The 24497-nt window shown below is 30.6% G+C and carries 31 protein-coding genes; 22 read left to right on the forward strand and 9 right to left on the reverse strand.

All coding sequences use genetic code 11. From position 1 onward, the window contains the following. Positions 1-23 precede the first annotated feature (23 nt). The 4 genes from FMM58_RS02535 to FMM58_RS08625 all read left to right on the forward strand — a co-directional run bounded on the left by FMM58_RS02535 (position 24) and on the right by FMM58_RS08625 (position 1186). On the forward strand, positions 24-326 hold the full coding sequence (locus FMM58_RS02535; protein WP_150180367.1) for a hypothetical protein: 303 nt from the start codon (positions 24-26) through the stop codon (positions 324-326). After that, on the forward strand, positions 302-448 hold the full coding sequence (locus tag FMM58_RS08620; protein ID WP_190317927.1) for a hypothetical protein: 147 nt from the start codon (positions 302-304) through the stop codon (positions 446-448). Before FMM58_RS02535 ends, FMM58_RS08620 begins: the two co-directional genes overlap by 25 nt. A 63-nt stretch (positions 449-511) precedes the next feature. After that, entirely contained in the window at positions 512-1000 is a 489-nt protein-coding gene (locus FMM58_RS02540) for a Fic family protein (protein WP_223810448.1), read from the forward strand. Positions 1001-1042: 42 nt separating this feature from the next. Beyond that, positions 1043-1186 (forward strand): hypothetical protein, encoded by a 144-nt coding sequence (locus FMM58_RS08625; protein ID WP_190317928.1) that lies wholly within the window; start codon positions 1043-1045, stop codon positions 1184-1186. Positions 1187-1251: 65 nt separating this feature from the next. Here the strand turns inward: FMM58_RS08625 and FMM58_RS08870 are convergent, their stop codons facing one another. The 4 genes from FMM58_RS08870 to FMM58_RS08885 all read right to left on the reverse strand — a co-directional run bounded on the left by FMM58_RS08870 (position 1252) and on the right by FMM58_RS08885 (position 2291). Continuing rightward, positions 1252-1458, reverse strand: a complete 207-nt coding sequence (locus FMM58_RS08870; protein WP_223810439.1) for a hypothetical protein — start codon at positions 1456-1458, stop codon at positions 1252-1254. Positions 1459-1486: 28 nt separating this feature from the next. Further along, positions 1487-1753 carry a nucleotidyl transferase AbiEii/AbiGii toxin family protein gene (locus FMM58_RS08875; RefSeq protein WP_223810440.1) on the reverse strand — a complete coding sequence of 89 codons (267 nt, stop codon included), beginning with the start codon at positions 1751-1753 and terminating at the stop codon, positions 1487-1489. Further along, complete coding sequence (locus FMM58_RS08880) at positions 1705-1956, reverse strand: nucleotidyl transferase AbiEii/AbiGii toxin family protein (RefSeq protein ID WP_223810441.1); 252 nt, start codon at positions 1954-1956, stop codon at positions 1705-1707. The genes FMM58_RS08875 and FMM58_RS08880 overlap by 49 nt, the downstream gene beginning before the upstream one ends. A gap of 125 nt (positions 1957-2081) precedes the next feature. Beyond that, positions 2082-2291 (reverse strand): hypothetical protein, encoded by a 210-nt coding sequence (locus tag FMM58_RS08885; protein WP_223810189.1) that lies wholly within the window; start codon positions 2289-2291, stop codon positions 2082-2084. 224 nt (positions 2292-2515) lie between these two features. Here FMM58_RS08885 and nifJ point away from each other — a divergent pair, with 224 nt between their 5' ends. The 9 genes from nifJ (at position 2516) to FMM58_RS08635 (ending at position 12662) form a co-directional block, all read left to right on the forward strand. Further along, positions 2516-6073 carry a pyruvate:ferredoxin (flavodoxin) oxidoreductase gene (gene nifJ, locus FMM58_RS02550; RefSeq protein ID WP_150140119.1) on the forward strand — a complete coding sequence of 1186 codons (3558 nt, stop codon included), beginning with the start codon at positions 2516-2518 and terminating at the stop codon, positions 6071-6073. Then, positions 6042-6377: a transformation system protein gene (locus tag FMM58_RS02555; RefSeq protein ID WP_150140120.1), complete on the forward strand. Its 336-nt coding sequence runs from the start codon at positions 6042-6044 to the stop codon at positions 6375-6377. Before nifJ ends, FMM58_RS02555 begins: the two co-directional genes overlap by 32 nt. Further along, positions 6355-7764 carry a pilus (MSHA type) biogenesis protein MshL gene (gene mshL / locus FMM58_RS02560; RefSeq protein ID WP_150140121.1) on the forward strand — a complete coding sequence of 470 codons (1410 nt, stop codon included), beginning with the start codon at positions 6355-6357 and terminating at the stop codon, positions 7762-7764. Before FMM58_RS02555 ends, mshL begins: the two co-directional genes overlap by 23 nt. Positions 7765-7847: 83 nt before the next feature. Further along, positions 7848-8477 carry a hypothetical protein gene (locus tag FMM58_RS02565; protein WP_150140122.1) on the forward strand — a complete coding sequence of 210 codons (630 nt, stop codon included), beginning with the start codon at positions 7848-7850 and terminating at the stop codon, positions 8475-8477. 13 nt (positions 8478-8490) lie between these two features. Beyond that, positions 8491-9093, forward strand: a complete 603-nt coding sequence (locus FMM58_RS02570) for a hypothetical protein (protein WP_150140123.1) — start codon at positions 8491-8493, stop codon at positions 9091-9093. Next, positions 9090-9704 (forward strand): transformation system protein, encoded by a 615-nt coding sequence (locus tag FMM58_RS02575; RefSeq protein ID WP_150140124.1) that lies wholly within the window; start codon positions 9090-9092, stop codon positions 9702-9704. The genes FMM58_RS02570 and FMM58_RS02575 overlap by 4 nt, the downstream gene beginning before the upstream one ends. Continuing rightward, positions 9701-11305: a GspE/PulE family protein gene (locus FMM58_RS02580; RefSeq protein ID WP_150151538.1), complete on the forward strand. Its 1605-nt coding sequence runs from the start codon at positions 9701-9703 to the stop codon at positions 11303-11305. Before FMM58_RS02575 ends, FMM58_RS02580 begins: the two co-directional genes overlap by 4 nt. Further along, on the forward strand, positions 11302-12489 hold the full coding sequence (locus tag FMM58_RS02585; protein ID WP_150140126.1) for a type II secretion system F family protein: 1188 nt from the start codon (positions 11302-11304) through the stop codon (positions 12487-12489). The genes FMM58_RS02580 and FMM58_RS02585 overlap by 4 nt, the downstream gene beginning before the upstream one ends. 11 nt (positions 12490-12500) lie before the next feature. Further along, complete coding sequence (locus FMM58_RS08635; protein ID WP_190317929.1) at positions 12501-12662, forward strand: hypothetical protein; 162 nt, start codon at positions 12501-12503, stop codon at positions 12660-12662. A gap of 108 nt (positions 12663-12770) precedes the next feature. Here the strand turns inward: FMM58_RS08635 and FMM58_RS02590 are convergent, their stop codons facing one another. The 5 genes from FMM58_RS02590 to FMM58_RS02610 form a co-directional block, all read right to left on the reverse strand. Next, complete coding sequence (locus FMM58_RS02590; protein ID WP_150140127.1) at positions 12771-14027, reverse strand: RNA polymerase factor sigma-54; 1257 nt, start codon at positions 14025-14027, stop codon at positions 12771-12773. Next, positions 14027-14755, reverse strand: a complete 729-nt coding sequence (gene lptB / locus FMM58_RS02595; protein ID WP_150140128.1) for an LPS export ABC transporter ATP-binding protein — start codon at positions 14753-14755, stop codon at positions 14027-14029. The genes FMM58_RS02590 and lptB overlap by 1 nt, the downstream gene beginning before the upstream one ends. Then, the gene (gene tsaE / locus FMM58_RS02600) at positions 14748-15158 is read right to left on the reverse strand and encodes a tRNA (adenosine(37)-N6)-threonylcarbamoyltransferase complex ATPase subunit type 1 TsaE (protein WP_150140129.1); all 411 of its coding nucleotides are present in this window, start codon (positions 15156-15158) and stop codon (positions 14748-14750) included. Before tsaE ends, lptB begins: the two co-directional genes overlap by 8 nt. Next, positions 15155-15415 (reverse strand): RNA-binding S4 domain-containing protein, encoded by a 261-nt coding sequence (locus FMM58_RS02605; protein WP_150140130.1) that lies wholly within the window; start codon positions 15413-15415, stop codon positions 15155-15157. The genes tsaE and FMM58_RS02605 overlap by 4 nt, the downstream gene beginning before the upstream one ends. A gap of 82 nt (positions 15416-15497) precedes the next feature. Next, positions 15498-16319, reverse strand: a complete 822-nt coding sequence (locus tag FMM58_RS02610; RefSeq protein WP_150151541.1) for a hypothetical protein — start codon at positions 16317-16319, stop codon at positions 15498-15500. Positions 16320-16385: 66 nt separating this feature from the next. On the opposite strand from FMM58_RS02610, the gene gltX reads away from it, so the two are divergent. From gltX to murI, 9 genes are all read left to right on the forward strand, one after another. After that, positions 16386-17786: a glutamate--tRNA ligase gene (gene gltX / locus FMM58_RS02615; protein WP_150140132.1), complete on the forward strand. Its 1401-nt coding sequence runs from the start codon at positions 16386-16388 to the stop codon at positions 17784-17786. Beyond that, a complete protein-coding gene (locus FMM58_RS02620) occupies positions 17770-19005 on the forward strand; it encodes a malic enzyme-like NAD(P)-binding protein (RefSeq protein ID WP_150140134.1) in 1236 nt (411 codons plus the stop codon). The genes gltX and FMM58_RS02620 overlap by 17 nt, the downstream gene beginning before the upstream one ends. After that, entirely contained in the window at positions 19002-19631 is a 630-nt protein-coding gene (gene upp, locus FMM58_RS02625; protein ID WP_150140135.1) for a uracil phosphoribosyltransferase, read from the forward strand. Before FMM58_RS02620 ends, upp begins: the two co-directional genes overlap by 4 nt. A gap of 1 nt (position 19632) precedes the next feature. After that, positions 19633-20310, forward strand: coding sequence for an MqnA/MqnD/SBP family protein (locus tag FMM58_RS02630; protein ID WP_150140136.1), 678 nt, complete (start codon positions 19633-19635; stop codon positions 20308-20310). A 242-nt stretch (positions 20311-20552) separates the two neighbouring features. After that, positions 20553-20759, forward strand: a complete 207-nt coding sequence (locus tag FMM58_RS02635; RefSeq protein WP_150140137.1) for a hypothetical protein — start codon at positions 20553-20555, stop codon at positions 20757-20759. Between the two features lie 176 nt (positions 20760-20935). Further along, on the forward strand, positions 20936-22087 hold the full coding sequence (gene nhaA / locus FMM58_RS02640) for a Na+/H+ antiporter NhaA (RefSeq protein WP_150140138.1): 1152 nt from the start codon (positions 20936-20938) through the stop codon (positions 22085-22087). Continuing rightward, positions 22084-23247 carry a Na+/H+ antiporter NhaA gene (nhaA, locus tag FMM58_RS02645; protein ID WP_150140140.1) on the forward strand — a complete coding sequence of 388 codons (1164 nt, stop codon included), beginning with the start codon at positions 22084-22086 and terminating at the stop codon, positions 23245-23247. Before nhaA (FMM58_RS02640) ends, nhaA (FMM58_RS02645) begins: the two co-directional genes overlap by 4 nt. 22 nt (positions 23248-23269) lie before the next feature. Beyond that, on the forward strand, positions 23270-23752 hold the full coding sequence (locus FMM58_RS02650; protein ID WP_150140141.1) for a C40 family peptidase: 483 nt from the start codon (positions 23270-23272) through the stop codon (positions 23750-23752). Then, positions 23752-24492, forward strand: a complete 741-nt coding sequence (gene murI / locus FMM58_RS02655; protein WP_150140143.1) for a glutamate racemase — start codon at positions 23752-23754, stop codon at positions 24490-24492. The genes FMM58_RS02650 and murI overlap by 1 nt, the downstream gene beginning before the upstream one ends. Positions 24493-24497 lie beyond the last annotated feature (5 nt).

The following is a 24497-nucleotide window of genomic DNA, read 5'->3' on the forward strand; positions in this document are numbered from 1 at the left end:
AAAAAAATAAAAAAAAGAATAAAATGAATTACGAGCCATCCTTTACAATAACGTCAAAGATATTAAATTTAACAATCCTACTTTGTGAGCTATTAACAAAGATTGATTTAAATAATAAATTTACTACCATTCCAAAAATACTTCGTAAAAATCGCATACGAACCATTAGGGCTAGTTTAGCAATAGAAAACAATAGCTTAAATTTAGAACAAATCACAGCCGTAATAAACAATAAAAGAATTTTAGGCAATCCAAGAGAGATTCAAGAAGTAAAAACGTTTATAAGGCTTATGAAAAGATTATGCAATTTAATGGGCTTAAAATAAGTGATTTTTTAAAAGCCCATGGCATAATGATGAAAGATTTAAGTCATAATGCTGGAAATTTTCGCGTTGATAATGTGGGGATTTTTGGGGATAATGAATTGTTGTACCTAGCACCCTGCTAAATTTGTAAAAAATCAAATGCTAAATTTATTTAAATGATATAAAAATAGCACACTTCACCCCTTATAAAATCAAGCATTTTTCACTATGAAGTAGAATTTATACACCCCTTTGATGATGGTAATGGCAGAATGGGTAGAATGTGGCAAAGTAAGCTTTTGGGCGAGTATAATGGGTTATTTTATTATTTATCTATTGAAGAATTAATAGCAAGAAAGCAAAAAGATTATTATAAGGTGCTAAGTAAAAGCGATAAAAATGGCAATAACGTTGAATTTGTAGAATTTATGTTAAAAATCATAAAATTAGCCCTCGATGAACTTGTAAATGGCACGATAAACGACACATTAAATGGCGTATTAAATGAGAATGAAAAGGCTATTTTAAGGGCATTAAAGAAAAATCCAAAATTAACACAAAAAGAATTATCAATAAAATTTAATCTATCATTAAGGACAATAAATAGAATATTAAAAAATTTAAACGAAAAGGCATATTTAAAAAGAATGGGTTCTAAGAAAAGTGGATATTATGAAGTGCTTTGGGATGAGTAAATTGTGCTATAATTGTTGGCTAAAAAACTTTAAAGGGAATTTGTGGAGACTAAAATAAATAAAAATAAATCTTATGAAAAAATTCCAACAAAAAAGACCTTAAAAGCTATTAAAAAGTGTGGCAAGGGTAAGGGTAAAATATATAAGAATTTTAAGAGTTATATGGATGAGATTGCTTTGGCATAAAATAAATTTAAAAAGTGGCGTAATAAATGGCACTTTAAATGGTGTATTAAATTATAATCAAAAGTCTATTTTAATGGTTTTTCAAAAAAAATTAAATTTTCATCTTTTAAATTTTTTACTTGCTTTTCTTGCGTTAAATTTTCTATATTTTTAATAATATTTTGTGCGTAGTTTTCTAAATTTTTAGCATTAATTAAATTATACCTTTTAAACTCATCTTGCAAAAATAAATTTAACTCATCAACCCCGGCATAAGAAATTTTTTCATACATTACAAATAAAGAATCTTTACTAAAATGCTTAGGATAGCAAAAAACCTAAATCATAAAAATCTCTAATCTTATCCCTGTCACTAAAAGCAGCAATTTTCATTTTAATAAGTTCATCTATATCATAGACATTGATGCCATTTTTTGATTCGTATTTTAAGCTATTGTTTTGTAAAAAGTGCTTGTTGTGATTACTTATTTTTACCTTTAAAGGATAGACCCCAAGCTTAGATTTTTCAACATAATCTATCATGGCACGAAAGGTTGTATCTGTGTCTTTTTTATATTTATATTCCAAAGTTTAAAATCATTGTGTTTTTTTAATCTATTTATGAAATTCATATTATTACTTTTTGAGTCAAAGTTTAAATTCTCGCTGTAGCGATTTAAACCATAATAAAGGCTTAAAGCAGTATCGCCCTTTAAAACAAAATTATCACCAAAAAACGGCAAAAATTCTTTGATAAGAGTTGTTCTTTGAATTTGATAATTTTCAAGCATTTTCTTTATCCTTAAAATATAGTTTTGTTAGTTCAAATTTTATAAAATTTTCTATGTTTTTTTCTTTGTTAATGATTTTTAAATACTCAAAAAGTTCTCTTTCATCGTTTTCATATAAAAAATCATTAACAGCCTTTTAACCCAGCTATATCATTTTCATAAACTAAATCAGCAATAGCCCTTGCAAAATTTGCTATAAAATACCTTTTATTATTAAAAATTCTTTTTTCGATGCCCTTTGTTCCAAGGGGCGAGTTTAAAGTATACATTTTTAAGGGTTCATTGTCCTTAAAATATAAATCTTTATGCCAATCAGCACTTAGCCCTTTTTTCATTTACTATATTTAAGGCTTGCCACCCTGAAATATGTCTCATTTGATTCCTTAAATTTAAAATACTTAGTTTTAGCATAAAATTTATAAACTAACTAATTAAGTTTAAATTCAGTTTAAGTATAAAAAAATAATAAAACTTTTACCCATTAAACACAATTTAAGGCTTTATTGTGTAAATTCTCTACACTTACATTTATTAATACTTTTAAACAGAAAGGATTTTTATGAATAAAATTATGAGAACTATGGATGGAAATGAAGCAGCAGCCTATGCAGCTTATGCTTTTACTGAAGTTGCGGGAATTTATCCTATTACACCAAGTTCGCCTATGGCTGATTATACCGATATGTGGGCAGCAGCGGGCAAGAAAAATCTTTTCGGTATGCCTGTGAAAATTGTTGAAATGCAAAGCGAGGCAGGTGCTGCAGGTTCAGTACATGGGTCTTTACAAACAGGGGCTTTAACTACTACTTATACAGCCTCTCAAGGACTTTTACTTAAAATTCCAAATATGTATAAGATAGCAGGTCAGCTTTTACCCTGTGTTATCCATGTAGCAGCGAGGTCCCTTGCCTCTCAAGCCTTGTCGATTTTTGGCGACCATCAAGATATTTATGCAGCAAGACAAATAGGCTTTGCCTTGCTTTGTTCTCATTCTGTGCAAGAAACTATGGACTTAGCTGGGGTTGCACACCTTGCAGCCATTAAAGGACGCATTCCATTTTTACATTTTTTTGATGGTTTTAGAACAAGCCATGAAATTCAAAAAGTAGAGGTTATGGATTATGCTCATTTTGATAGGCTTATAGATAGAAAGGCTGTTTTAGAATTTAGAAATTCATCCCTAAGCCCTGAAAATCCTAAGACAAGAGGAACAGCACAAAATGATGATATTTATTTTCAAACAAGGGAATTAAACAATCGCTTTTATCAAGCCTTGCCTGATATCGTAAATGATTATATGCAAGAAATTTCTAAGATTACAGGTAGGACTTATAAGCCTTTTGTGTATTATGGGGCAAAGGATGCTACAAAATTAGTTATAGCTATGGGTTCGGTTACTCAAACTATAGAAGAAGTAGTTGACTATCTAAATTCAAAGGGCGATAAAGTAGGACTTTTAAAGGTATATTTATATAGACCTTTCTCGCTTAAACACTTCTTTGAAGTAATACCTGAAAGCATTGAAAAAATTGCTGTTTTAGATAGGACGAAAGAACCAGGTTCAATAGGCGAGCCTTTATACTTAGATGTAAAATCTGCCTTTTATAGACACAAACACCAGCCTATAATAGTTGGTGGTAGATATGGACTTTCTTCAAAGGATGTTGACCCTGCACAAATTATCGCAGTTTATGATAATTTAAATTTATACGAACCAAAGGATGGCTTTACCGTTGGTATAGATGATGATGTAACTCATACTTCCTTAAAGGTGGGTGAAAAAATTTCACTTGGCGATGAAAGTACTATTGAGTGCTTATTTTATGGACTTGGTGCTGATGGAACCGTGGGTGCTAATAAAAATTCTATTAAAATAATAGGCGATAAGACAGATTTTTACGCACAAGCTTATTTTGCTTATGATAGTAAAAAATCAGGAGGTTATACTAGAAGTCATTTAAGATTTTCTAAAAAGCCTATTCGTTCGACTTATCTTGTTTCAACCCCTCATTTTATAGCCTGTTCGGTCGCTGCTTATTTAGAAATTTATGATGTTTTAGCAGGTATTAGACATGGTGGAACCTTCCTTTTAAATAGTATTTGGAGTGCACAAGAAACGATTAGACAATTACCTGATAATGTTAAAAAGGTTTTAGCACAAAAAGAAGTAAAATTTTATATCATAAATGCTACAAAACTTGCAAGAGATATAGGGCTTGGAAATCGCACAAATACCATCATGCAGTCTGCCTTTTTTAAATTAGCTGAAATCATACCTTATGAAGACGCTCAAAAATATATGAAAGAATTAGCCTATAAGTCTTATAGTAAAAAAGGCGATGCTATAATTGAGATGAATTATAAGGCTATTGACGTGGGCGCTGAAGGTCTTGTAAAGGTAGAAGTTGACCCAGCTTGGAAAGAATTAATCCCTGTTAAAAAAGAAAAGAAAATAAGCTATAAGGGTACTGAATTTGTAGAAAAGATAGTTAAGCCTATGAACGCTGCAAAGGGTGATGAGTTGCCAGTTTCTGCCTTTTTAGGACATGAGGATGGTAGCTTTGAGCATGGTACTACCGAGTACGAAAAAAGAGGGGTTGGCGTAATGGTGCCAAGATGGATAGAGTCAAATTGTATACAATGTAATCAATGTGCTTCTGTTTGTCCGCATGCTGTTATTAGACCATTTTTAATAGATGATGATGAATTTGATAAGGCCCCTATGGGAGTAAAAGAACATACCTTAGAGGCAAAGGGCGTTAAGGATGAAAAACTTAAATTTAAAATTCAAGTTTCTCCTCTTGATTGTACGGGCTGTGAGTTATGCGTACATGAATGCCCTACTAAAGAAAAATCCTTAGTTATGGTGCCTTTGCAAGAAGAAATTGACTTTGGCGAACAAGAAAATGCTGATTATTTATTTAAGAAAATAGTTTATAAGGACTATATTTTAAATAGGCAAACTACCAAGGGTGCTCAATTTTCTCAACCTCTTTTTGAATTCCACGGGGCATGTCCGGGGTGCGGCGAAACGCCTTATATAACCCTTGTTACAAGGCTATTTGGTGAAAGAATGATAGTTGCAAATGCTACTGGTTGTAGTTCTATTTATGGAGGAAGTGCCCCTTCTACTCCTTATAGAAAAAGCGTTAGAAATGGACATGGACCTGCTTGGGCGAATTCTTTATTTGAAGATAATGCTGAATTTGGACTTGGAATGAAAATAGCCACTGAAAACACAAGGCATAGGATTGAAATGCTTATGAATGAAAATATGGATATGGTCCCAAACGGCTTAGCTGCATTATTTAAAGACTGGATAGCTAATAAAAATCACGCCGTTTCTGTTGAGATAAAAGATAAGATGATTCCACTTTTAGAAGCAAATCAACACATAAAAGGCATTAATGATATATTAAATTTAAAACGTTTTCTAAGTAAAAAATCTCACTGGATTTTCGGGGGCGATGGCTGGGCTTATGATATAGGCTATGGAGGCTTAGACCATGTTTTAGCAAGTGGAGAGGATGTTAATATCTTAGTGCTTGATACAGAAGTTTACTCAAATACAGGAGGACAAAGTTCAAAATCTTCAAGGACAGGGGCAGTAGCCCAGTTTGCCGCTGCTGGTAAGCCTATACAAAAGAAAGATTTAGGGCAAATTGCAATGACTTATGGCTATATCTTTGTAGCACAAGTAAACTCCTCAGCAAATTATAACCACTTAATCAAAGCCTTAATAGCAGCTGAAGCTTATGAGGGACCTTCTTTGGTTGTGTGTTATTCTCCTTGTATAGCACATGGTATTAAGGGAGGTTTGGGTTATTCAGGCGATCAAGGTGAGTTAGCTACAAAATGTGGTTATTGGCCACTTTATACCTATGACCCAAGATTAGAACATGAAGGAAAAAATCCTTTGAATTTATTCTCTAAAGAACCTGATTGGAGCTTGTATGAACAATTTTTAATGAATGAGGTGCGTTATAATTCTTTGAAAAAAGCAAATCCTGAACACGCTGCCGAGTTATTCTTGCGTAATCAAAAGGATGCACAACACAGATACAGACAATTAAAACGTATCGCAGATGCTGATTATAGCAATGAATTACAAGCTTAATCTTTTCTTCTGCCTTTTTTTGTTTTTAAAGGCAGATGATTTTTTATCTTTAAAAAATGAAAAGGTGAATTTTTCAAATCTTGAAAATCCCTTTTCTAATCCATATTTAGAAAAAATTTATAAATTACAAATTCAAGCTATTATATTAAATCACGTTAAAATCGATGATAACTGGTATAAAATAAATGATGAAATTTATTCTGCTAAGCTTAAGGACATTAAGGAAAATGCTATTGTGCTTGAATATGATAATGAGTTAATTTTAATCAAGGCACAAAGCAATGATAAGATTCTTATTAATTAGCCTTTTTCCTATCTTTGTATATGCCTTAAATTGTGAAAAACGGCTTTTTGATATAAGTATTTATGATGATTTAAGAATAGAAGAAAGCTTAAAAGAACTTGCAAATTATTGTACTTTTAGCGTAGTGATTAAGGATAAGTTAGCAAAGGAAAAATTAAACAAAACTCAAAATATAGTAAATATTAAACAAATGAGCTTAGAAGAGGTTTTAAAGCTTTTTTTAACAGAAAATGATTTAGCTTATGAATTTGATGGTAAGGTTTTAAAAATTTCAGCCTTGCAAACTAAGACTTTTAAGATTAGTTATATTACCTCGGTGCGTGAGGGTCAAAGCATAACAAAGGCCTCAGTTGACGCTAAGCCTAAGCAAAGCGAGTATAGTCAAATAAGCGATGATTTAGAAGATAATATGATTAAAAGTATGGAAAAATTTGACTTTTGGAAAAATATAGAAGATGAGATAAACGCCCTTTTAAGCACTCAAATAAATGAGGAGATAAAACCTGCTATTATTAATCAAAATGCAGGGATTATAACAGTTACTGGTTCGCCATCTCAGCTTGAAAGGGTTAAAAATTATATATTAAAACTTGAATCAAGGCTTAAAAAGCAAGTAATAATCGATGTTAGCATAATCGCAGTTAGTTTAAATGAAAGCCATTCTAGTGGGATTAACTGGCAAAATTTTAATTTAGGGTTTAGTTCGTCTACAAATTCAAGTTCAAATTCCTTTATACAGCTTCAAAGTGGAGAAAGTTTTGTTAAAAATTTAGGCTTAAGGGTAGATTTAAGCTTTGATTCTGTGTTAAATTTTTTAGCACAAAGTGGAAAAACTCATGTCTTATCAAATCCTAAATTAATGGCACTTAACAATCAACAAGCCATTATTTCAGTGGGGGACACTATAAATTATCAAGTAAAGGAAAGCTCAAAGGGCACGGAAAATGGTACTACGGTAAGTGAAAGTTATAATAATTATTCTATCTTTGTAGGAATTTTATTAAATATCTTACCTGAAATTTCAGATGATGGAAAGATTATGCTTAGGATTAATCCAAGTCTTAGTGATTTTAAATACCCAGAAGATAATAGAAGACAAACTGACCCAAGAACCATAGCACCTGATACCATACAAAAAAAGCTCTCAACCGTGGTTCAAATGGAAAATAATCAAAGCTTAATCTTAGGTGGACTTATCTCGCAAAATGAAGTAAAGGAAAACTCATCAGTAAATTTTTTATCTAAAATTCCCTTACTTGGTCTGTTTTTTCAAGGAGAAGAAGAATCGAGCGTAGCAACTGAGATTGTTTTTATAATAACACCTAGCATAGTTGATAATGTTTCAATGACGCCAAGTTTAAAAGATTTAGGCTTTAAAATGCTTTGATTTTACATTTTAAGAATTTTTTGTTAATAATTTAAGGAAAAATTGATATAATTTAAATTTTAAGGCAAGATCGAAGGAATGCAATGTTAAAAGAGTTATTAGATATCAAAAAGGAAATGGAGCCCATTATCCACGATATTAATGTCAAGTTAAACCTTTTAGCAAGAGAGGTTATAGTTCGTAGAAAAGAGTATGAAATTTACGGACCTATGATTGATAGAGTTTATTTAGATAATGCAATTTATGCTAAGGTTATGGCAAGTGGTAGGGATGCAAAAAGTGATAAGGTAGATATTAAAAATGGCTTTTATATGGTTTTTGTAGCACCTGAAAAAGAAAGCACGAAGGATATTAAAAATAAATTAAAAGTATCTTATGAAGGGGTTGACAATAAGCTTATCGCAGAACTTATACACAAATGTCAACGCTTTAAAGAAATCATTCAAAAAACTCAAGCTACACTTTCAAAGGCTTCAAATTTAAATGTAGTTATAGAAACAAATTTAGGAGAGGCCACTTCTGCTATTAAATTTCATATAAATATTAAATACACAAAAGAAAATCAAACCTTAACTCGTGATAATGTTAAATCAGCGGGTAGTTTTAGGGATACTAGAACTTATATAAATTTGATTGTAGAAAAAAGTACAGATTCAGCAATTTGTGAAAAATTACTTGACGATGTTGAAAAGTACTTCATAGGTGGTAGCTGATAAAAAGGCTTTTATGAAAGACTTTGTTGATATCAAAAGTAGAATTTTAATACAAACAAAATTAAATGATTTTACTTCAAAAAAAGGTATGTTTTTACTTTGGGGAAAAAGTGGTAGTGGTAAAAGCATTTTGCTTAATGAATTTGCTAAGAAACATAACTTAATTAAAATTTCTAAACTTTTTAACGATAGAAAAGAATTTGAAAGCCTTATTAAAAAGCAAGTTAATAACAAGCCTATCTTGCTTGATGAGGTGGGAATGTATGAAGAAAGTTTACTTGAAAGTGTGAGAATTCATAGTGATGAATTTGCCTTTGTGCTTAGTTCTCACAAGATGCTAAAACTCTTTAAAAAAGAACATTTTCAAACGCGTTTTGTGGCTAGTTGTGAGCTTAAGAGTTTGGATAAAATTGAGTTAAAAGATTATATTTTTAAAAAGCATAACTTATTTTTTTATGAAAAAGAATTTAGGTTTCTTAGAAAAATTTATCAAGGAAATTTAAGGAATATAGATAAAACCTTGCAAAGTTTTAAGGATATAAATGGCTTTTATAAGGAAAGCAAAAGCACACTTTACAAGCTTAGATTAAGTGCTATTGAACAAGGTTTATTATGAATGAAAGAATAAGAGAACTAGAACAAAAATATAAATATTTTATTATTAAAAAATACCTTAAAATTGTTGTCTTTTTTTGCCTTATAACTATATTTTGCACTGGCTTTTATATCATGCTTGAAAAACAAAATGAACAACAAATTTTAATAGCAAAAAGCCAAGAAGAAAAGCGAATTTTAGAAGCTAGGATAAACGAGGCAAAGATTAATGCTCAAAAATTAAAACTTGCAAAAGAATTAAATAATAAGGTTTTAGAATTTGAACTTGAAGAAACTAAAAAGATATTAGCCCAGCAAGAAAGTCAGATTGAAATGTTGCAAGAACAAAAAATTCAAATTAGTTCAAATAACCTTAACATAGCCACTCTAAGACATGCCTTTTATCAAAATCCTAGCTATGAAAAGGCTATTTTACTGGCTCAAACTTATTTGGATATGAAAGATTATAATAAGTCGATTTTTTGGTCCTTAAAAGCAAATGATATCAATAAAATTTCAAACACTTCTTGGAAACTTTTTGCAAAGGCTAAACAAGCACAAGGCTTTGAAGAAGATGCTAAAAAGGTTTTAGAACTTTATGCAAAGCATTATGAAGTAGAACTTTTGCAATGAGTTTAAAAAATAAATTTTCAAATTTTAAAAAAGAAGAACTTAGCCTTGAAAATGATAAATTTTTCACATTTTTAAAAGAAAATTATCTTGCAAAAAATTTAGATTTAAACGAGCTTTTAGAACTTAATATTAAAAATGAAGATTTTTTAAAGGTCTTTGCAAGGTCTTTAAATATGGAATTTATGGATTTTGAAAGGGTTGATGAAAATCTTTGTGCAAAGATGCCCACTTCTTTTATGCAAGAATTAGAATTTGTACCCTTAAAGGCTGATGAAACAAATATTTATATACTTTGTGTTAAAAATTTCAATTTAGAAAATTTAGAACGAATTCAATCTTTTTTTATGGATAAAATTCTTAAACTTTATATAAGCGATTCTTTTAAAATTCATAAAATTTTAAAAGAATTAGCCATTAAAGAAAAGCTTGAAATTTTAAGCTTTAAATTAAAAGAAGAATGGGAAAAGGGCTTAAAAGAAGAACAAAGTTTTGTAAGTCAAATTTTTGATTTTATCATTAAAGAAGCCCTAAATTTAAAGGCCAGTGACATTCACATTGAAGGTTTAGAAAATGGGGCATTGATAAGATTTAGAATAGATGGGGTTTTAAGCTTTTTTTGCCATTTACAAAAAGAAGTTTATACAGCCTTAGTTTTTTATATAAAACACCTTTCTCACTTAAATGTAGCCCAGCAAAGAAAGGCACAAGATGGCAGTTTTGAGTTAAAAATAGAAGATAAAAAATACGATTTTAGAATTTCAACCCTACCCTTGCTTTACGGAGAAAGCGTGGTAATGCGTATTTTAAGGCATGATGAAAATTTTTTAAGCCTTGATAATTTGCATTTTGATGAGTTTAATTTAACTTTGTTAAAAAAGGCAATTGCTAGTCCTCATGGCATGATTTTACTAACAGGCCCAACGGGTAGCGGGAAAAGTACCACTCTTTATGCTTGTTTAAATGCCTTAAAATCCATTGAAAAAAAGATTATCACAGCAGAAGACCCCATAGAATATAAAATGTCCTTAGTACAGCAAATCGCTTTAAATTCAAAGGCGGGGCTTGATTTTAACAATGCACTAAGGGCGATTTTAAGGCAGGACCCAGATATCATAATGATAGGTGAAATACGCGATGAAGAAAGCCTTGATATAGCCATTAAGGCTTCTTTGACCGGGCATTTATTGTTAAGCACACTTCATACAAATGATGCCCTAAGTGCCATTGATAGACTTTTAAATATGAATGCAAATCCTTATTTGATCGCACATTCTTTAAATTTGATAATAGCCCAAAGGCTGGTTAGAAAACTTTGTAATTATTGTAAAACTAAGGTTTTTAACGATGAATTTAAGGATTATTTTTACGAGCCAAGTGGCTGTATACGTTGTAATAAAACGGGCTTTTTAGGAAGAGAATTAGTAGCTGAGGTATTATTTATAGATGAAAATTTAAGCAAGCTTATATTAAATCTTTCTTCGAAAAAAGAACTCTTAGAACAAGCCAGGAAAAATGGCTTTAAAACTATGTTTGAATTAGGACTTATCAAAGCAAGGCAAGGCATTATAAGCATAAATGAGCTTTTAAGGGTGATAAAATGAATTTTTATCTTGTTGAATTTAGGCAAAATGATACTCAAAAAAGTAAGATTATTTATGCAAATGATTTAAGCGACGTTCAAAATACCGTCTTAAAACAAGGTCTTATCGTAATTAATATTAAGAAAATTAAAATTTTAGAATCAAAGATTGAAAACAAGCATTTTATTTTATTTTTTAAAGAACTTTCTTTGCTAAGCGAGGTTGGACTTAGTATAAATGCTTGTTTAAACGAACTTGAAAAGGCATTTAATCAAAAGCATTTAAATAAGGCAATCAAGGCTTTAAAGGCAAATTTAGGGGCCGGACAAAATCTTAGTCTTGCCTTTAAGGAGGCAAATTTTGGACTAGGACTTAGTGAATTAACCCTAATAAAAATGGCAGAAAATACAGGAGAACTTAGCAAGGTTTTTTTGCAAATTTCAAAACTCAGGCAAGGTTTTTATGAAAATCAAAAAAAGTTAAAAAAGACCTTGCATTACCCTATAATAGTCTTAATTGTACTTTGCTTTGCCTTTGTTTTTTTAATGCTTTTTGTCGTGCCAAATTTTAAGGATTTATTTGAAAATATGAACGCAACCCTGCCACTAATCACGCGTTTTATGCTTGGAAGTTATGAGTTTTTAAGTGTTTTTTACCTACCTTTAATTTTTATCTTAGTTATTTTGATTTTATCCTTAAATTTAGCCTATAAAAAGCATTTTTCTTTTGCCTTATTTTGTGATTTTATGCTTTTAAAACTTCCCATACTTTCTAAGCTTATAATCTATAATCAACATTATTATTTTTTCTTTACTTTTTCCTTGCTTTTAAAGAGTGGAGTTTCCATAAAACAAGCCTTTGAACTAGCTAGAAGTGGGGTTAAAAATAAGGCCTTGGGTTTGGAGATTGACCTTGTTTATTCAAATTTTTCAAAAGGAATTGCCTTAGACGAGGCTTTCAAAAAGTCAATTTATTTTGAAAGTATGGTTATATCAATGTTAGCAGTAGCCTTAAAAAGTGCAAAACTAGAACTTTTGAGCCTAGAAATTGCAAATTATTATGCCTTAAAGCAAGATGATTTAATGGGTATTTTTTTATCATTAATTGAGCCATTAATGACCTTATTTGTCGCTATTTTAGTGCTTTTATTAGCGCTTGGAATTTTTTTACCTATGTGGGATTTAAGTAGTGGGGCGAATTTGTAAGAAAGAAAAAAATGAAAGATTTAAATTATTATTTAAATTTGCCTTGTAAAATAACAATAGAAAAAATTTCAAAAAATGAAGGTGGTAGATATAGTGCGACCATGCCTGAATTTAAAGGAGTTGCATTGTTTTGGGTGATGGAGAAAGCAAAAAGGAAGCATTGCAAGAATTAAAAATAGCATTTAAGTCAACGCTTATTGCTTTGCTTAAAGCAAATATAACAATCCCTAAACCAGAATAAGAATTGTAAAAATAGCATATTATTAATTTTTATAAATTCACTATTCCTTTTTTTCACCTTTGCCCTCTAGTTCATAAAGTATTTTTCTATCTGTTGAACCTGCTATATTTAATTGCAAGCGATATTTTGCGATAGTCCTTCTTTGTATGCCAATGTCAAATTTTTCCCTAATGAGTTGTAAAAGCTTACTATCACTTAGTGGCTTTGCGTGATTTTCATTTTTTATAAGCTGGGATAAAAATTCTTTTACGCTAGTGTTTGAAGTATCTTCATCAAGTCCAAAGGCAAAGAAATCTCTCAAAGGTATCAAGCCTCTTTCACAGCTTAAATATTTATTTGCAATGGCCCTTGAAATAGTTGAGGCATTGCGTTCTAAATCTTGTGCTAAGTCCTTTAAGGTCATGGGTTTTATATCTTTGCCAAGGAAAAAATCGTATTGGTGTTCTACTATCATAAGCCCTATTTTATAAAGAGTAGCCTTACGCATGGAAAGAGCATCTACTAAATTTTTAGCTTCTTTTATATACTTAGTTAAAAATTCATGTTCTAAGCCATCAATCTCAAGTGAAATTTCAGGATAATACTCATCGTTAATCTTAACCTTTATCTCGCCATTTTCCCTTTCTATAAATATATCAGGAATGATTGTTTTACTATCTTCAAAATATTCTAAAAAAGGAGGTATGCTAAATTTTTTAATAATCTTAATAGCCTTTTTATACAAAGGGCTTTTTGTGTAATTTTGTATATTTTCAAAATCCCTTATAAGCATTTTGCAAAAATCATATAACTCATCATCCAAATCTATGCTTTCTAAGGCAAATAAAAAAGCCTCTTTATAGTCCTTTGCCCCAACGCCAACGGGTTCTAAGAATTTAAATCTTTGTCTAATTGTCTCAATATCATCTTTATCAAAATTTGCTAAAAGTTCTTCATCGTATTCAAAATAGCCTTCATTATTTAGGCATTGTATTATTATTTGGGCTATATTTTGAGAATGCTGTGTAGGAAAAAGAGGAGGTATTATTTGTTCGTTTAAAACCTCATAAATGCTTTTTTTGGCTACCGAATAGTTTTCAACAAAGTCAGAAACTGCGTTTTTTGTATAGATTGAGTCGTAGTAATTTTTGCCGTTTTTATGCGTTTGACAAGAATCTTGAATGCTTAAAAAAGGATTTTCTTCAGCAAATTTTTCTAAATTTTCTTTTAAGTCTTCGATATTTGCTTGTAAAATTGGCAACCACGAACGAAGTGTTTGTGAAATTTTCGTTTTTGGGGCTAATTTTTGTTTTAACATTAATCTAAGAGTTTAAACTCTATTCCTAAATAGTATTTTTTCACATCCTCATTATGTGCTATTGATTTTGCATCCCCACTTGCTAAAAGCATACCCTGTTTTATAACATATGCCCTATCGCAAATTGCTAAGGTTTCTCTAACATTATGGTCTGTGATTAAAATACCAATATTTAGCAATTTAAGTTCTTTGATGAGTGCTTGAATTTCAGCCACTGCTATGGGGTCAACTCCTGCAAAGGGCTCATCAAGTAACAAAAATTTAGGATCACACATTAAAGACCTAGCTATCTCACAACGTCTTCTTTCTCCACCACTTAAACTTAAACCCTTTCTTAAACGAATAGGTTCAATGCTTAAAAGTTCTAGCATTTTTTCTACTTTTTCGTTTAAAATTTTTTTATCCTTATAAATTATTTGTGCTGCTAATAATAAATTATCCTCTACGCTTAAATCCTTAAAAACGCTACTTTCTTGAGGTAAATAGCCAATACCAAGCCTTGCCCTTTTATTTAAGGGTTCTTTTGTAATATTAACCCCATCAAGCAAAACCTCTCCTCCACTTGGTGAAATAAGTCCACAAATCATATAAAAAGTAGTAGTCTTGCCAGCTCCATTTGGTCCTAAAAGTCCAACTACTTCCCCACTTTGTACATTTAAGGAAATGCCTTGTATAATCTTTGTTTTTTTAATAATCTTTTCTAAATTTAAAACTTCTAACTTACTCATAAACTATGTACTTTCTTTTTTTATCATCTATAATGCTAATATCTATTTTTAAAGCCTTTATGCCAAATTTAAGCAAGGCCTTTTCTAGCTTTTCATCGCCCCATTCTACTATATGTAAGCCCGGTTCTAAGAAATTTTCAAATAAGCCATTTTTGATTAAATTCTCAAAGCCACCTTGATAAATATCATAGTGATATAAGATAAATTCATTATTATTATAACTTTGCATAATGGAAAAGGTAGGGGAATTTATATCATCTTTAAAGCCTAAAAATTTAGCATATTCTTGCACTAAAGTAGTCTTTCCACTTGCTAAATCACCATTTAATAAAATCACTTCATTTATGCCTAAATAAGAAAAAAGCTCGTTAAGTTCATCTTTTGCTAGTATAAATTCTTTCATATTTTTTTCTCATCAAGCTTGATAACATATTTATTTTGAGCTGATTTTGGAATATTTTTTGTAATAGGTATATTTAAAACCTTAAATTCTTGTATGTAGCTTGTAAAATGCAAACTTATAATATCTCCTATTTTTACTTCTTTACTAGGCTTTGCTACTATATTATTAATACTTACAACTCCACTTTTGCACATATCCTCGGCTATTGCCCGCCTTTTAGTGATATTAACTATATTTAAAAATTTATCTACTCTCATAGCTAGAATTTTAACAAAAAAAAATGAATTTTAAAAGCAAAAATTTAAAAATAGGAACAAAAAATGCTTATAAAAACGCTTTTTAATCAATATCTAACAAATACTTTATATTTGCCTTTGAACGCATTTTATCAAAATAATCTTTTATATAATTTTGTTTTTGGTCATTTATATAAGCGTTTAAAATTTCATTTTCTGCTTGTTCGTAAGTGATATTTTGAGCTCCTGATTTTGCCTTTACTTGATATAATTCAAAGCCATTTGCAGAATCTAAAACTGGTGCAAAAGAATCAATTTCTATGCTTGATAAAAGCCCTAAAAGCCTTGGGTCTGCATTTTCTAAATTAAGCTGTTCACTTTGTGGCTTGATATTTGAAATTTTACCTAAGGCTAAATCATTTAACTCTTTTTCATCTTTTGAGCGATAAATATAAACTGAGATTGAGGTATAAAAGACGAATTTGTTTTGATTTTGTTCAAAGTATTTTTTTGCCCCTTCTGTGCTAAAATCAAGCTTGGTAGTACTTGCAATTCTATCATTTAGCTTTCTTTTTTCTAAATCTTTTTTAAATTTAGCTCTAAAGCTTTCATAGCTTTGATTTTTAGCCGCTAAATCTTGCTTTAATTTATCCATATCAACTCTATTTTGTTCTAATAATTTTTCAATGCCTGTATCAACTTCAAGCTCATTTACATAGACATTAAATTGTTTCATTTGTATTAATTCTATTTTTTCATTTACAAGCAAGGAAATGGCTTCTTGGCTTGAAACCCCTAAATTTTGCTTAGTATGTTCTATATCATACATTGTAATAGGTTCGCTTTCTACTACTATGGCTACTGAGTTTATAACAGCACTAAAACAAGTGCTTAAAAAAAGCAAAATTATCACAATTTTTTTCATTATCAAACCTTTATTTAAGTATAAATATAGCATTATACCAACAAATTATTTAATAAAGAGGTAAAGATGAATGAAATTATAACAACTCGTTTTGCTCCATCTCCAACTGGATATTTGCATATAGGTGGTTTAAGAACAGCACTTTATAATTATTTATATGCTAGGAAAAATAAGGGTAAGTTTTTACTTCGCATTGAAGATACTGATTTACAAAGAAATAGTGAAGAGGCCACTAAGGCGATTTTAGAGGCCTTTGAGTGGATAGGATTAAATTACGATGAAAAAGTAGAGTATCAATCAAAACGTTTTGATATATACAAAAAATATATTCAAAAGCTTTTAGATGAAGGTAAGGCGTATTATTGTTATATGAGTAAGGATGAGTTAGAAGCACTTAGAAAAGAACAAGAAGCAGCCAAACAAAGACCAAGATATAATGGTAAATTTAGAAATTTCAAAGGTGCTCCCCCAAGCGATATAAAGCCCGTTGTTCGTATAAAAGCACCTTTGATGGGTGAAATTTGCTTTAATGATGGTATAAAAGGAGAGATGAAATTTAAAGTAGAAGATATACTAGATGATTTTATAATAGCAAGGAGTGATGGAAGTCCTACTTATAATTTTACCGTGGTTGTAGATGATGCACTGATGGGCGTAAGTGATGTGATTAGGGGAGATGACCACCTTTCAAATACACCTAAGCAAATTATCTTATATGAGGCCTTAAATTTTAAAATTCCAAAATTTTTCCATGTGGCAATGATACATGGAGAAGATGGTAAAAAGCTTTCTAAAAGGCACGGGGCTACTGATGTTATGGAGTATAAAAAAATAGGAATTTTACCTCAGGCCTTGCTAAATTTCTTAGTTAGACTTGGTTGGAGCCATAATGATGATGAAATTTTTTCCTTGCAAGAACTTGAAAACATTTTTGACCCTCATAACATAGGAAAATCTGCTTCTTCTTATAATTTTAAAAAACTAGAATGGCTTAACGCACATTATATTAAGACCCTGCCCTTTGATGAACTTAACAAGCAATTAAAAGAATTTAACTTTGATTTAAGCAAATTTGAAAAGGCTGGTTTTTTGTTAGATTTATTAAGACCTAGGGCAAAGAACTTGCTAGATATTATTAATTCGGCAAATACCATAGTAAATAGGCCAAAAAGCTATAATGAAAAAGCAGTAGCTAAATTCATTAACGAAAATAATATAAAATTGCTAACCGAATTTTCTTTAAGGCTTAAAAATGAAAGCACTACAAAGGAATTTGAAGATTTTACAAATGCTTTTTTAGAAGAAAATAAAACTAATTTAAAAGAATTAGCCCAGCCTATAAGAATAGCCCTAACAGGTAGTGCAGTAAGCCCTAGTATCTTTGAAATGCTTGAGTTTTTGGGTGTTAATGAAAGTAAGGAACGTATAAATTTATTTTTGAAAGGAAAAAATGAGCTTAGAAAATGAAGCTTTAAAATATCATTTAGGCGGCAAGGTTGAAATTTCTCCTACAAAGCCATTAAATTCGGCTAAGGATTTATCCCTTGTTTATAGTCCAGGAGTTGCTACTCCTTGCCTTGAAATAGCAAAAAATAGCGAACTTGCTTATACTTATACAAATAAATCAAATTTAGTAGCTATAATAAGCGATGGTTCAGCCGTGCTTGGACTTGGTAATATAGGTGCACTTGCAGCTAAGCCTGTTATGGAGGGAAAGGCTTGTTTATTTAAAAAATTTGCAAATGTAAATGCTTATGATATAGAGATAAACGCACATAGTAGCGATGAGATTATAGCCTTTTGTAAGGCAATAGCCCCAAGCGTTGGTGGCATAAATTTAGAAGATATATCAGCCCCAAAATGCTTTGAAATAGAAGCAGCCTTGCAGGATTTAGGAATTCCAGTAATGCATGATGACCAGCACGGAACTGCTATTATTACAGTAGCGGGCATTATAAACGCCCTTGAACTTAGTAATAAAAAATTTGAAAATATCAAGGTAGTTATAAGTGGGGCAGGGGCCGCTGGAATTGCTAGTGCTAGAATGTATAGAAAATTAGGTGTTGAAAATATAGTTTTAGTTGATAGTAAGGGCGTAGTAAGCAAGGATAGAACTGATTTAAACGAACAAAAGCAAGAATTTGCCATTGATACAAAGGATAAAAGCTTAAAAGATGCTATGCTAAATGCTGATGTATTTTTAGGGCTAAGTGCCCCTAATATCTTAGATGAGGCAATGGTTTTAAGTATGGCTAGCAATCCTGTGATTTTTGCCCTAGCTAATCCAGTACCTGAAATTAGGCCCGAGATTGTAGCAAGGCTAAGAAGTGATGCTATAATGGGCACTGGAAGAAGCGATTATGCTAATCAAATAAATAATGTCTTGGGCTTTCCTTTTATATTTAGAGGAGCACTTGATGTAAGGGCTACTAAGATTAGTGAAAATATGAAAATCGCAGCAGCGAAAGCCCTTGCAAATTTAGCAAAAGAAGAGGTTAGCGATAATGTTAAAAAGGCTTATAATGTAGAAAATTTAAGTTTTGGAAAAGATTATATAATACCTAAGCCCTTTGATGAAAGAGTAAAGGCAGTTGTTTCTTGTGCAGTGGCTACTCAAGCTGTTAAAGAGGGCATAGCTAAGATTAAAAATTTTGATGAAAAAAGCTATTTTGAAAGTTTAAAATGAAAAATGTTCATCTTATAAATCACGCATTAGTTTCTCATAAGCTTAGCATTTTAAGAAGTGAATTAACTAAGCCAAATGAGTTTAGAATGCTAATAAATGAGTTAACTTGCTTTTTATTAATGGAGACAACTAGGAATTTAACCTTAAAAGAAAGTGTTATACAAACTCCACTTTGCAAAACAAAGGTCCTTGTGCTTAATGAAAAAATCATGCTTTGTCCTATTTTAAGGGCAGGGCTTGGCATGCTTGATAGTGCTCTAAATTTAATCCCAAATGCAAGTGTGGGCTTTTTAGGCTTTAAAAGAGATGAGATAAGTTTAAAGCCTGATTTTTATTTTCATAATTTTCCAAATGATGCCAAAAATAGAACCTGTATAGTAATAGACCCAATGTTAGCTACCGGAGGAACTGCTATAAATGCTTGTGATTTTTTAAAAAAAGAAGGCATTAAAAAAATAATTTATCTTTCTATAATCGCGGCCCCAGAAGGACTTGAAGCATTTAGTAGTGCACATAGTGATATAGAATTTTTTGTAGCTAGTATAGATGAAAAATTAAATTCACAAGGCTATATTTTACCAGGACTTGGCGATGCTGGTGATAGAATTTTTAATACTATGAGTTAATATGCTTTTTGGAAAGATTGATTATATAAATTTATTACCTTTGCATATCTATCTTAAAAAATATCCTTTGCCAAATGGCATTAAAAGGGCTATGGAGTATAAAAAAGGTGTGCCTAGTAAGCTAAATAAGGACCTTTTTTATAAAAGAATTGATGCAGGGGTGATTTCTAGTATACAAAGTGCCAAGAAAAAATATAAGTATTTAGATATAGGAATTTGTGCAAATAAAAGGGTTATGAGTGTTTTGGTTAAAAAAAATACACAAAATTTACAAGATCCTAGTTCGGCAAGTTCAAATGCCTTAGCTAAAATTTTAAAGGTTCAGGGACAAGTTGTAATAGGCGATAAAGCTTTAAAATATTATATAGAAAATGAAAAGGCATATATTGACCTTTGTTCTGTATGGTTTGAAAAAACGGGTTTGCCTTTTGTTTTTGGACGCTTTTCTTGCATTAAGCATAAAATTTTTTATGAAAGGATTTTTAAAAACTATCAACACTCACAAAAAATAAAATTAAAAATTCCTTATTATATACTTGAAAAATACGCAAAAACAAGGCAAATAAGTGTTAAAAATATTAAATTTTATCTACAAAATATCATTTATCATAAAATTTCTTTCAAGGAAAAAAGGGCTTTAAAGCTCTTTTTTAAAATGTATAAATTTACAAATTTTTAAAGTATTTTTATAAATTTAACTATTAAATGTTATGGATTAAAGAAAATACATTAACAATCTTTAATATTTTTAATAATAGAATAACCTTATTTAAATAGAGATAAAGAAATTTATCAAGTATTTTTAAATTTATTCGATGAATTATTTTAACTTTTAAGTTTATTTTTGTTTTTTTGTCCTATAATGTATTCTCAAACTTTTTAGTTTGCCGATTTATATAATGTAGTAAAAAGGAGGAAAAAATGACAATAGATTCAAGTAATTCATCTGTAATGATGAGTGCAAGTACATCTGCTTTAAAAAAGTCAATTGACTCAAGCAGTAATTTAGTAGGACAATTAACAGGGGCTAATCAATCTCAAGCAGTTTCAAGCCCAGCCCCTGAGGTAGTTAGTAAACCAACAGATTCCAGCGTTAGTTCTTCATCAAAACTAGACCTTTACGCTTAAAATTACTTGGTGTCTTTTGGCACCAAGTATTAAAATTTTAAACAAATTTCTAACAAATTTTTATTTTTTTATGATTATTAGCCCTTAACTTCGTATTTTTTAATGTTTTTTTGCTATAATTGAAAATTACTTTTAAATAATCTTAAAAAATTTAATTTTCACACAAAGGAGATCTTATGAGGCAAGCATTTAAAAATCTTATTTTGCACGAGACTTTTCCTGGAATTTTGCTAATCTTTTTTACCATTTTGGCCTTACTTTGCAAAAACTCTTCTCTAAGTGCTATTTATTCTGATTTTTTGCGTGAAAATTTCACCGTGGGTTTTGAACATTTTAATGTAACAAAGCCTCTTGATTTATGGATAAATGACGGTTTAATCGCTATTTTTTTCTTATCTATAGGACTTGAATTAAAATATGAAATTCTAAGAGGGCAATTAAAAAATATACGCTCTGTTTCTTTGCCTATTTTTGGGGCACTTGGTGGAATGATAATGCCTGCTGTAATCTTTGCTGTGATTAATTTTAAAGATAGCTTTGCTATGCAAGGCTGGGCAATCCCTACTGCTACTGATATAGCCTTTGCTGTTGGAATTTTGCTACTTTTAGGGCGTAGAATTCCAACAAGCTTAAAGCTTTTTTTACTTTCCTTAGCTATTTTTGATGACCTGGGTGCTATTATTATAATCGCCCTTTTTTACACAAGTAAATTATCAGCCCTTGCCTTGATAATTGCCTTAATGTGTATTTTCTTTTTATTTTTATTAAATTATTTTCATGTAACTCATCTTTCACTTTATGTACTAGTAGGCGTTTGTCTATGGGTAGCCATGCTTAAAAGTGGGGTTCATGCAACCTTAGCCGGTGTAATAATCGCCCTTTTTATACCACTTGATACAAAAGGAGGCCAATCTTATTTGCATAGGGTTATGGGCAGTTTAACGCCTTGGGTAAATTACTTTATACTTCCACTTTTTGCCTTTGCAAATGCTGGTATTGATTTAAGAGATATGTCCTTGGGTACCCTTTTTGCCCCTGTAAGTTTAGGCGTTTTATTAGGTCTTTTTGTAGGAAAACAAATAGGCGTTTTTATTTTTTCTTATTTAGCTATTAAATTTAAACTTGCAAAAATGCCAGATAATGTTAGATATAGACAATTTTATGGAATTTGTATATTAACAGGCATAGGCTTTACTATGAGTTTGTTTATAGACGCCCTTGCTTATCAAAATAGCGATATTTATGGTCATGCTGATAGACTTGCTATATTACTTGCTAGTTTTATTAGTGCAATTATTGGTTATGTTTATTTAAAGCTAGTTAGATGAATATCTTTTTAAAATTTAAAAATATTGTTAGCAATGAAGCCTTTGGTGGAGTGCTATTAATTATTTTTACTATCTTAGCCTTACTTGTACAAAACGGTTCTTATAATGTATATTATAGGGAATTTTTAAATTTAGATGTGGGCGTAAATATAGGTGAATTTAAGCTTAATAAACCCTTTTTATTGTGGATAAATGATGGATTAATCTCTATATTTTTCTTTTGCATAGGACTTGAATTAAAAAAGGAATTTTTAGAAGGGGATTTTAAAAATCCAAAAAATATTACCCTACCTTTTATGGCAGCACTTGGAGGCATTTTAGTACCTGCCTTGATTTTTTCCATAGTTAATGTTGGTGATTCTTACACGCTTAGAGGCTGGGCAATCCCTACTGCTACTGATACTGCTTTTTCTCTAGCTATTTTGATAATGGTAGGAAAAAGTCTTCCTAGTTCTTTGAAAATTTTCTTATTATCCTTAGCTATTTTTGATGATGTGGGGGCTATTTTAATCATAGCTATTTTTTATACAACCCAGCTTTCAACACTAGCCTTTATAGTAGTGGCTTGTACCATAGTTGCTATGTTGTTTTTAAATTTATTTGGTATAACTAGAAAATCCTTTTATTTTATTTGTTCTTTGATTTTATGGGTAAGCGTTTTAAAAAGTGGAGTTCATGCGACCCTAGCAGGTATTATTACAGCATTTTTTATACCTATGTATAGAAAGGATGGAAGACCTTTTTTAGAAGAAATAGAACATGGGTTAAGGTTTTGGACAGCTTTTATAATTTTACCACTATTTGCCTTTGCAAACGCCGGGGTTAATCTTTCTCACATAGATATAAAATCCTTATTTTCAGGCGTAAGCATAGGTATATTTTTAGGGCTTTTCATAGGAAAACAAGTAGGTGTTTTTGCCTTTTCTTATTTAGCTATTAAATTTAAAATGGCACAATTACCTGTTGATTCAAATTTAAAACAACTTTATGGGGTATGTATATTAACAGGTATTGGCTTTACTATGAGTTTGTTTATAGATGGTTTAGCTTATGAGGTGAGTGATATCTTTAATTATGCAGATAATTTAGCCATACTTATAGCCTCGTTTTGTTCGGGCATTTTTGGCTATATTTATTTGAAATTTTTTGCAAATCGTTAATACTAATTTTTAAAGGGGACAAATGAAACATTATGTTTTGGTGATTTTGCTTGGATTTTTTATTTCAGGTTGTAGTTTTTATCAAAATTCTAGTACTGATGCTACTCAAAGCTTACTTGAATCAAGGATTAAAAATATAGCATCAGGCTGGAAAAAAACGCCTTATGTTTTAGGTGGTAAGACAAAAAAAGGTTCTGATTGTTCTGGCTTTACTCAAAGCGTGTTTGCTGAATTTAATACAGCCATTCCACGCAATACCACAATGCAGTATCAAGCTGGTTCAAAGGTTTCTAAACAAAATCTTCAAACAGGTGATTTAGTCTTTTTTAGGACAGGCAGAGGTCCAAATGGTATGCATGTAGGCATTTATTTAAGTGATTTTAAATTTGTTCATCTTTCTACAAAGGGTGGGGTAAAAGAGGTTTCTTTAAATTCGGATTATTGGAAAAAAAGATATATCGGGGCTAGACGAGTGAATTTTAAAAGTTATGTGGCTAAACGTTAATGAGAATTGGCGTTTTTGATAGTGGGGTTGGAGGACTTAGCGTTTTAAAATCCTTGTACGAGGCTAGGTTGTTTGATGAGATTATTTATTATGGTGATACTGCTAGGGTGCCTTATGGGGTGAAAGATAAGGATACTATTATAAAATTTTGCCTCGAGGCCTTGGAATTTTTTAATAAATTTAATATTGAAATGTTAATTATCGCTTGTAACACAGCTAGTGCTTATGCTTTAAATGCCTTGCAAGACAGGGCAAATTTTAGCGTTTATGGGGTAATTGATGCTGGAGTTTGGGCGACAAAAAAGGTAATTAGCGATAAAAACAAAGAAATTTTAGTAATAGCTACAAAGGCCACTATAAATTCAAAAGAATATCAAAAAAGATTAAAAAAAGAAGGTTTTAACAATATAAAAGCCTTAGCTACAGGGCTTTTTGTGCCTATGGTAGAAGATGGAATTTTTAGTGGGGAATTACTTCAAAGTGCCTTTAATTACTATTTTAAAGATATTAAAAGCCCCGATGCTTTAATACTAGCTTGTACGCATTTTCCTTTGCTTTCAAAGTCCTTACAAGAATATTTTGGGAAAAAAACAAGATTGATTCATTCAGGAGAGGCTATAGTTGAGTTTTTAAAAACTCATAATAATTTACAAAGTTTAAAATACAAAGCAAGGCTTGAATTTTACGCTTCAAGTGATATTAAAAGTCTTAAAAATACTGCTAAAATTTGGCTAAATTAAGGATA

Origin of the sequence: Campylobacter sp. LR291e (assembly GCF_008633915.1) — a bacterium.
Taxonomy (GTDB): Bacteria; Campylobacterota; Campylobacteria; order Campylobacterales; family Campylobacteraceae; genus Campylobacter_D.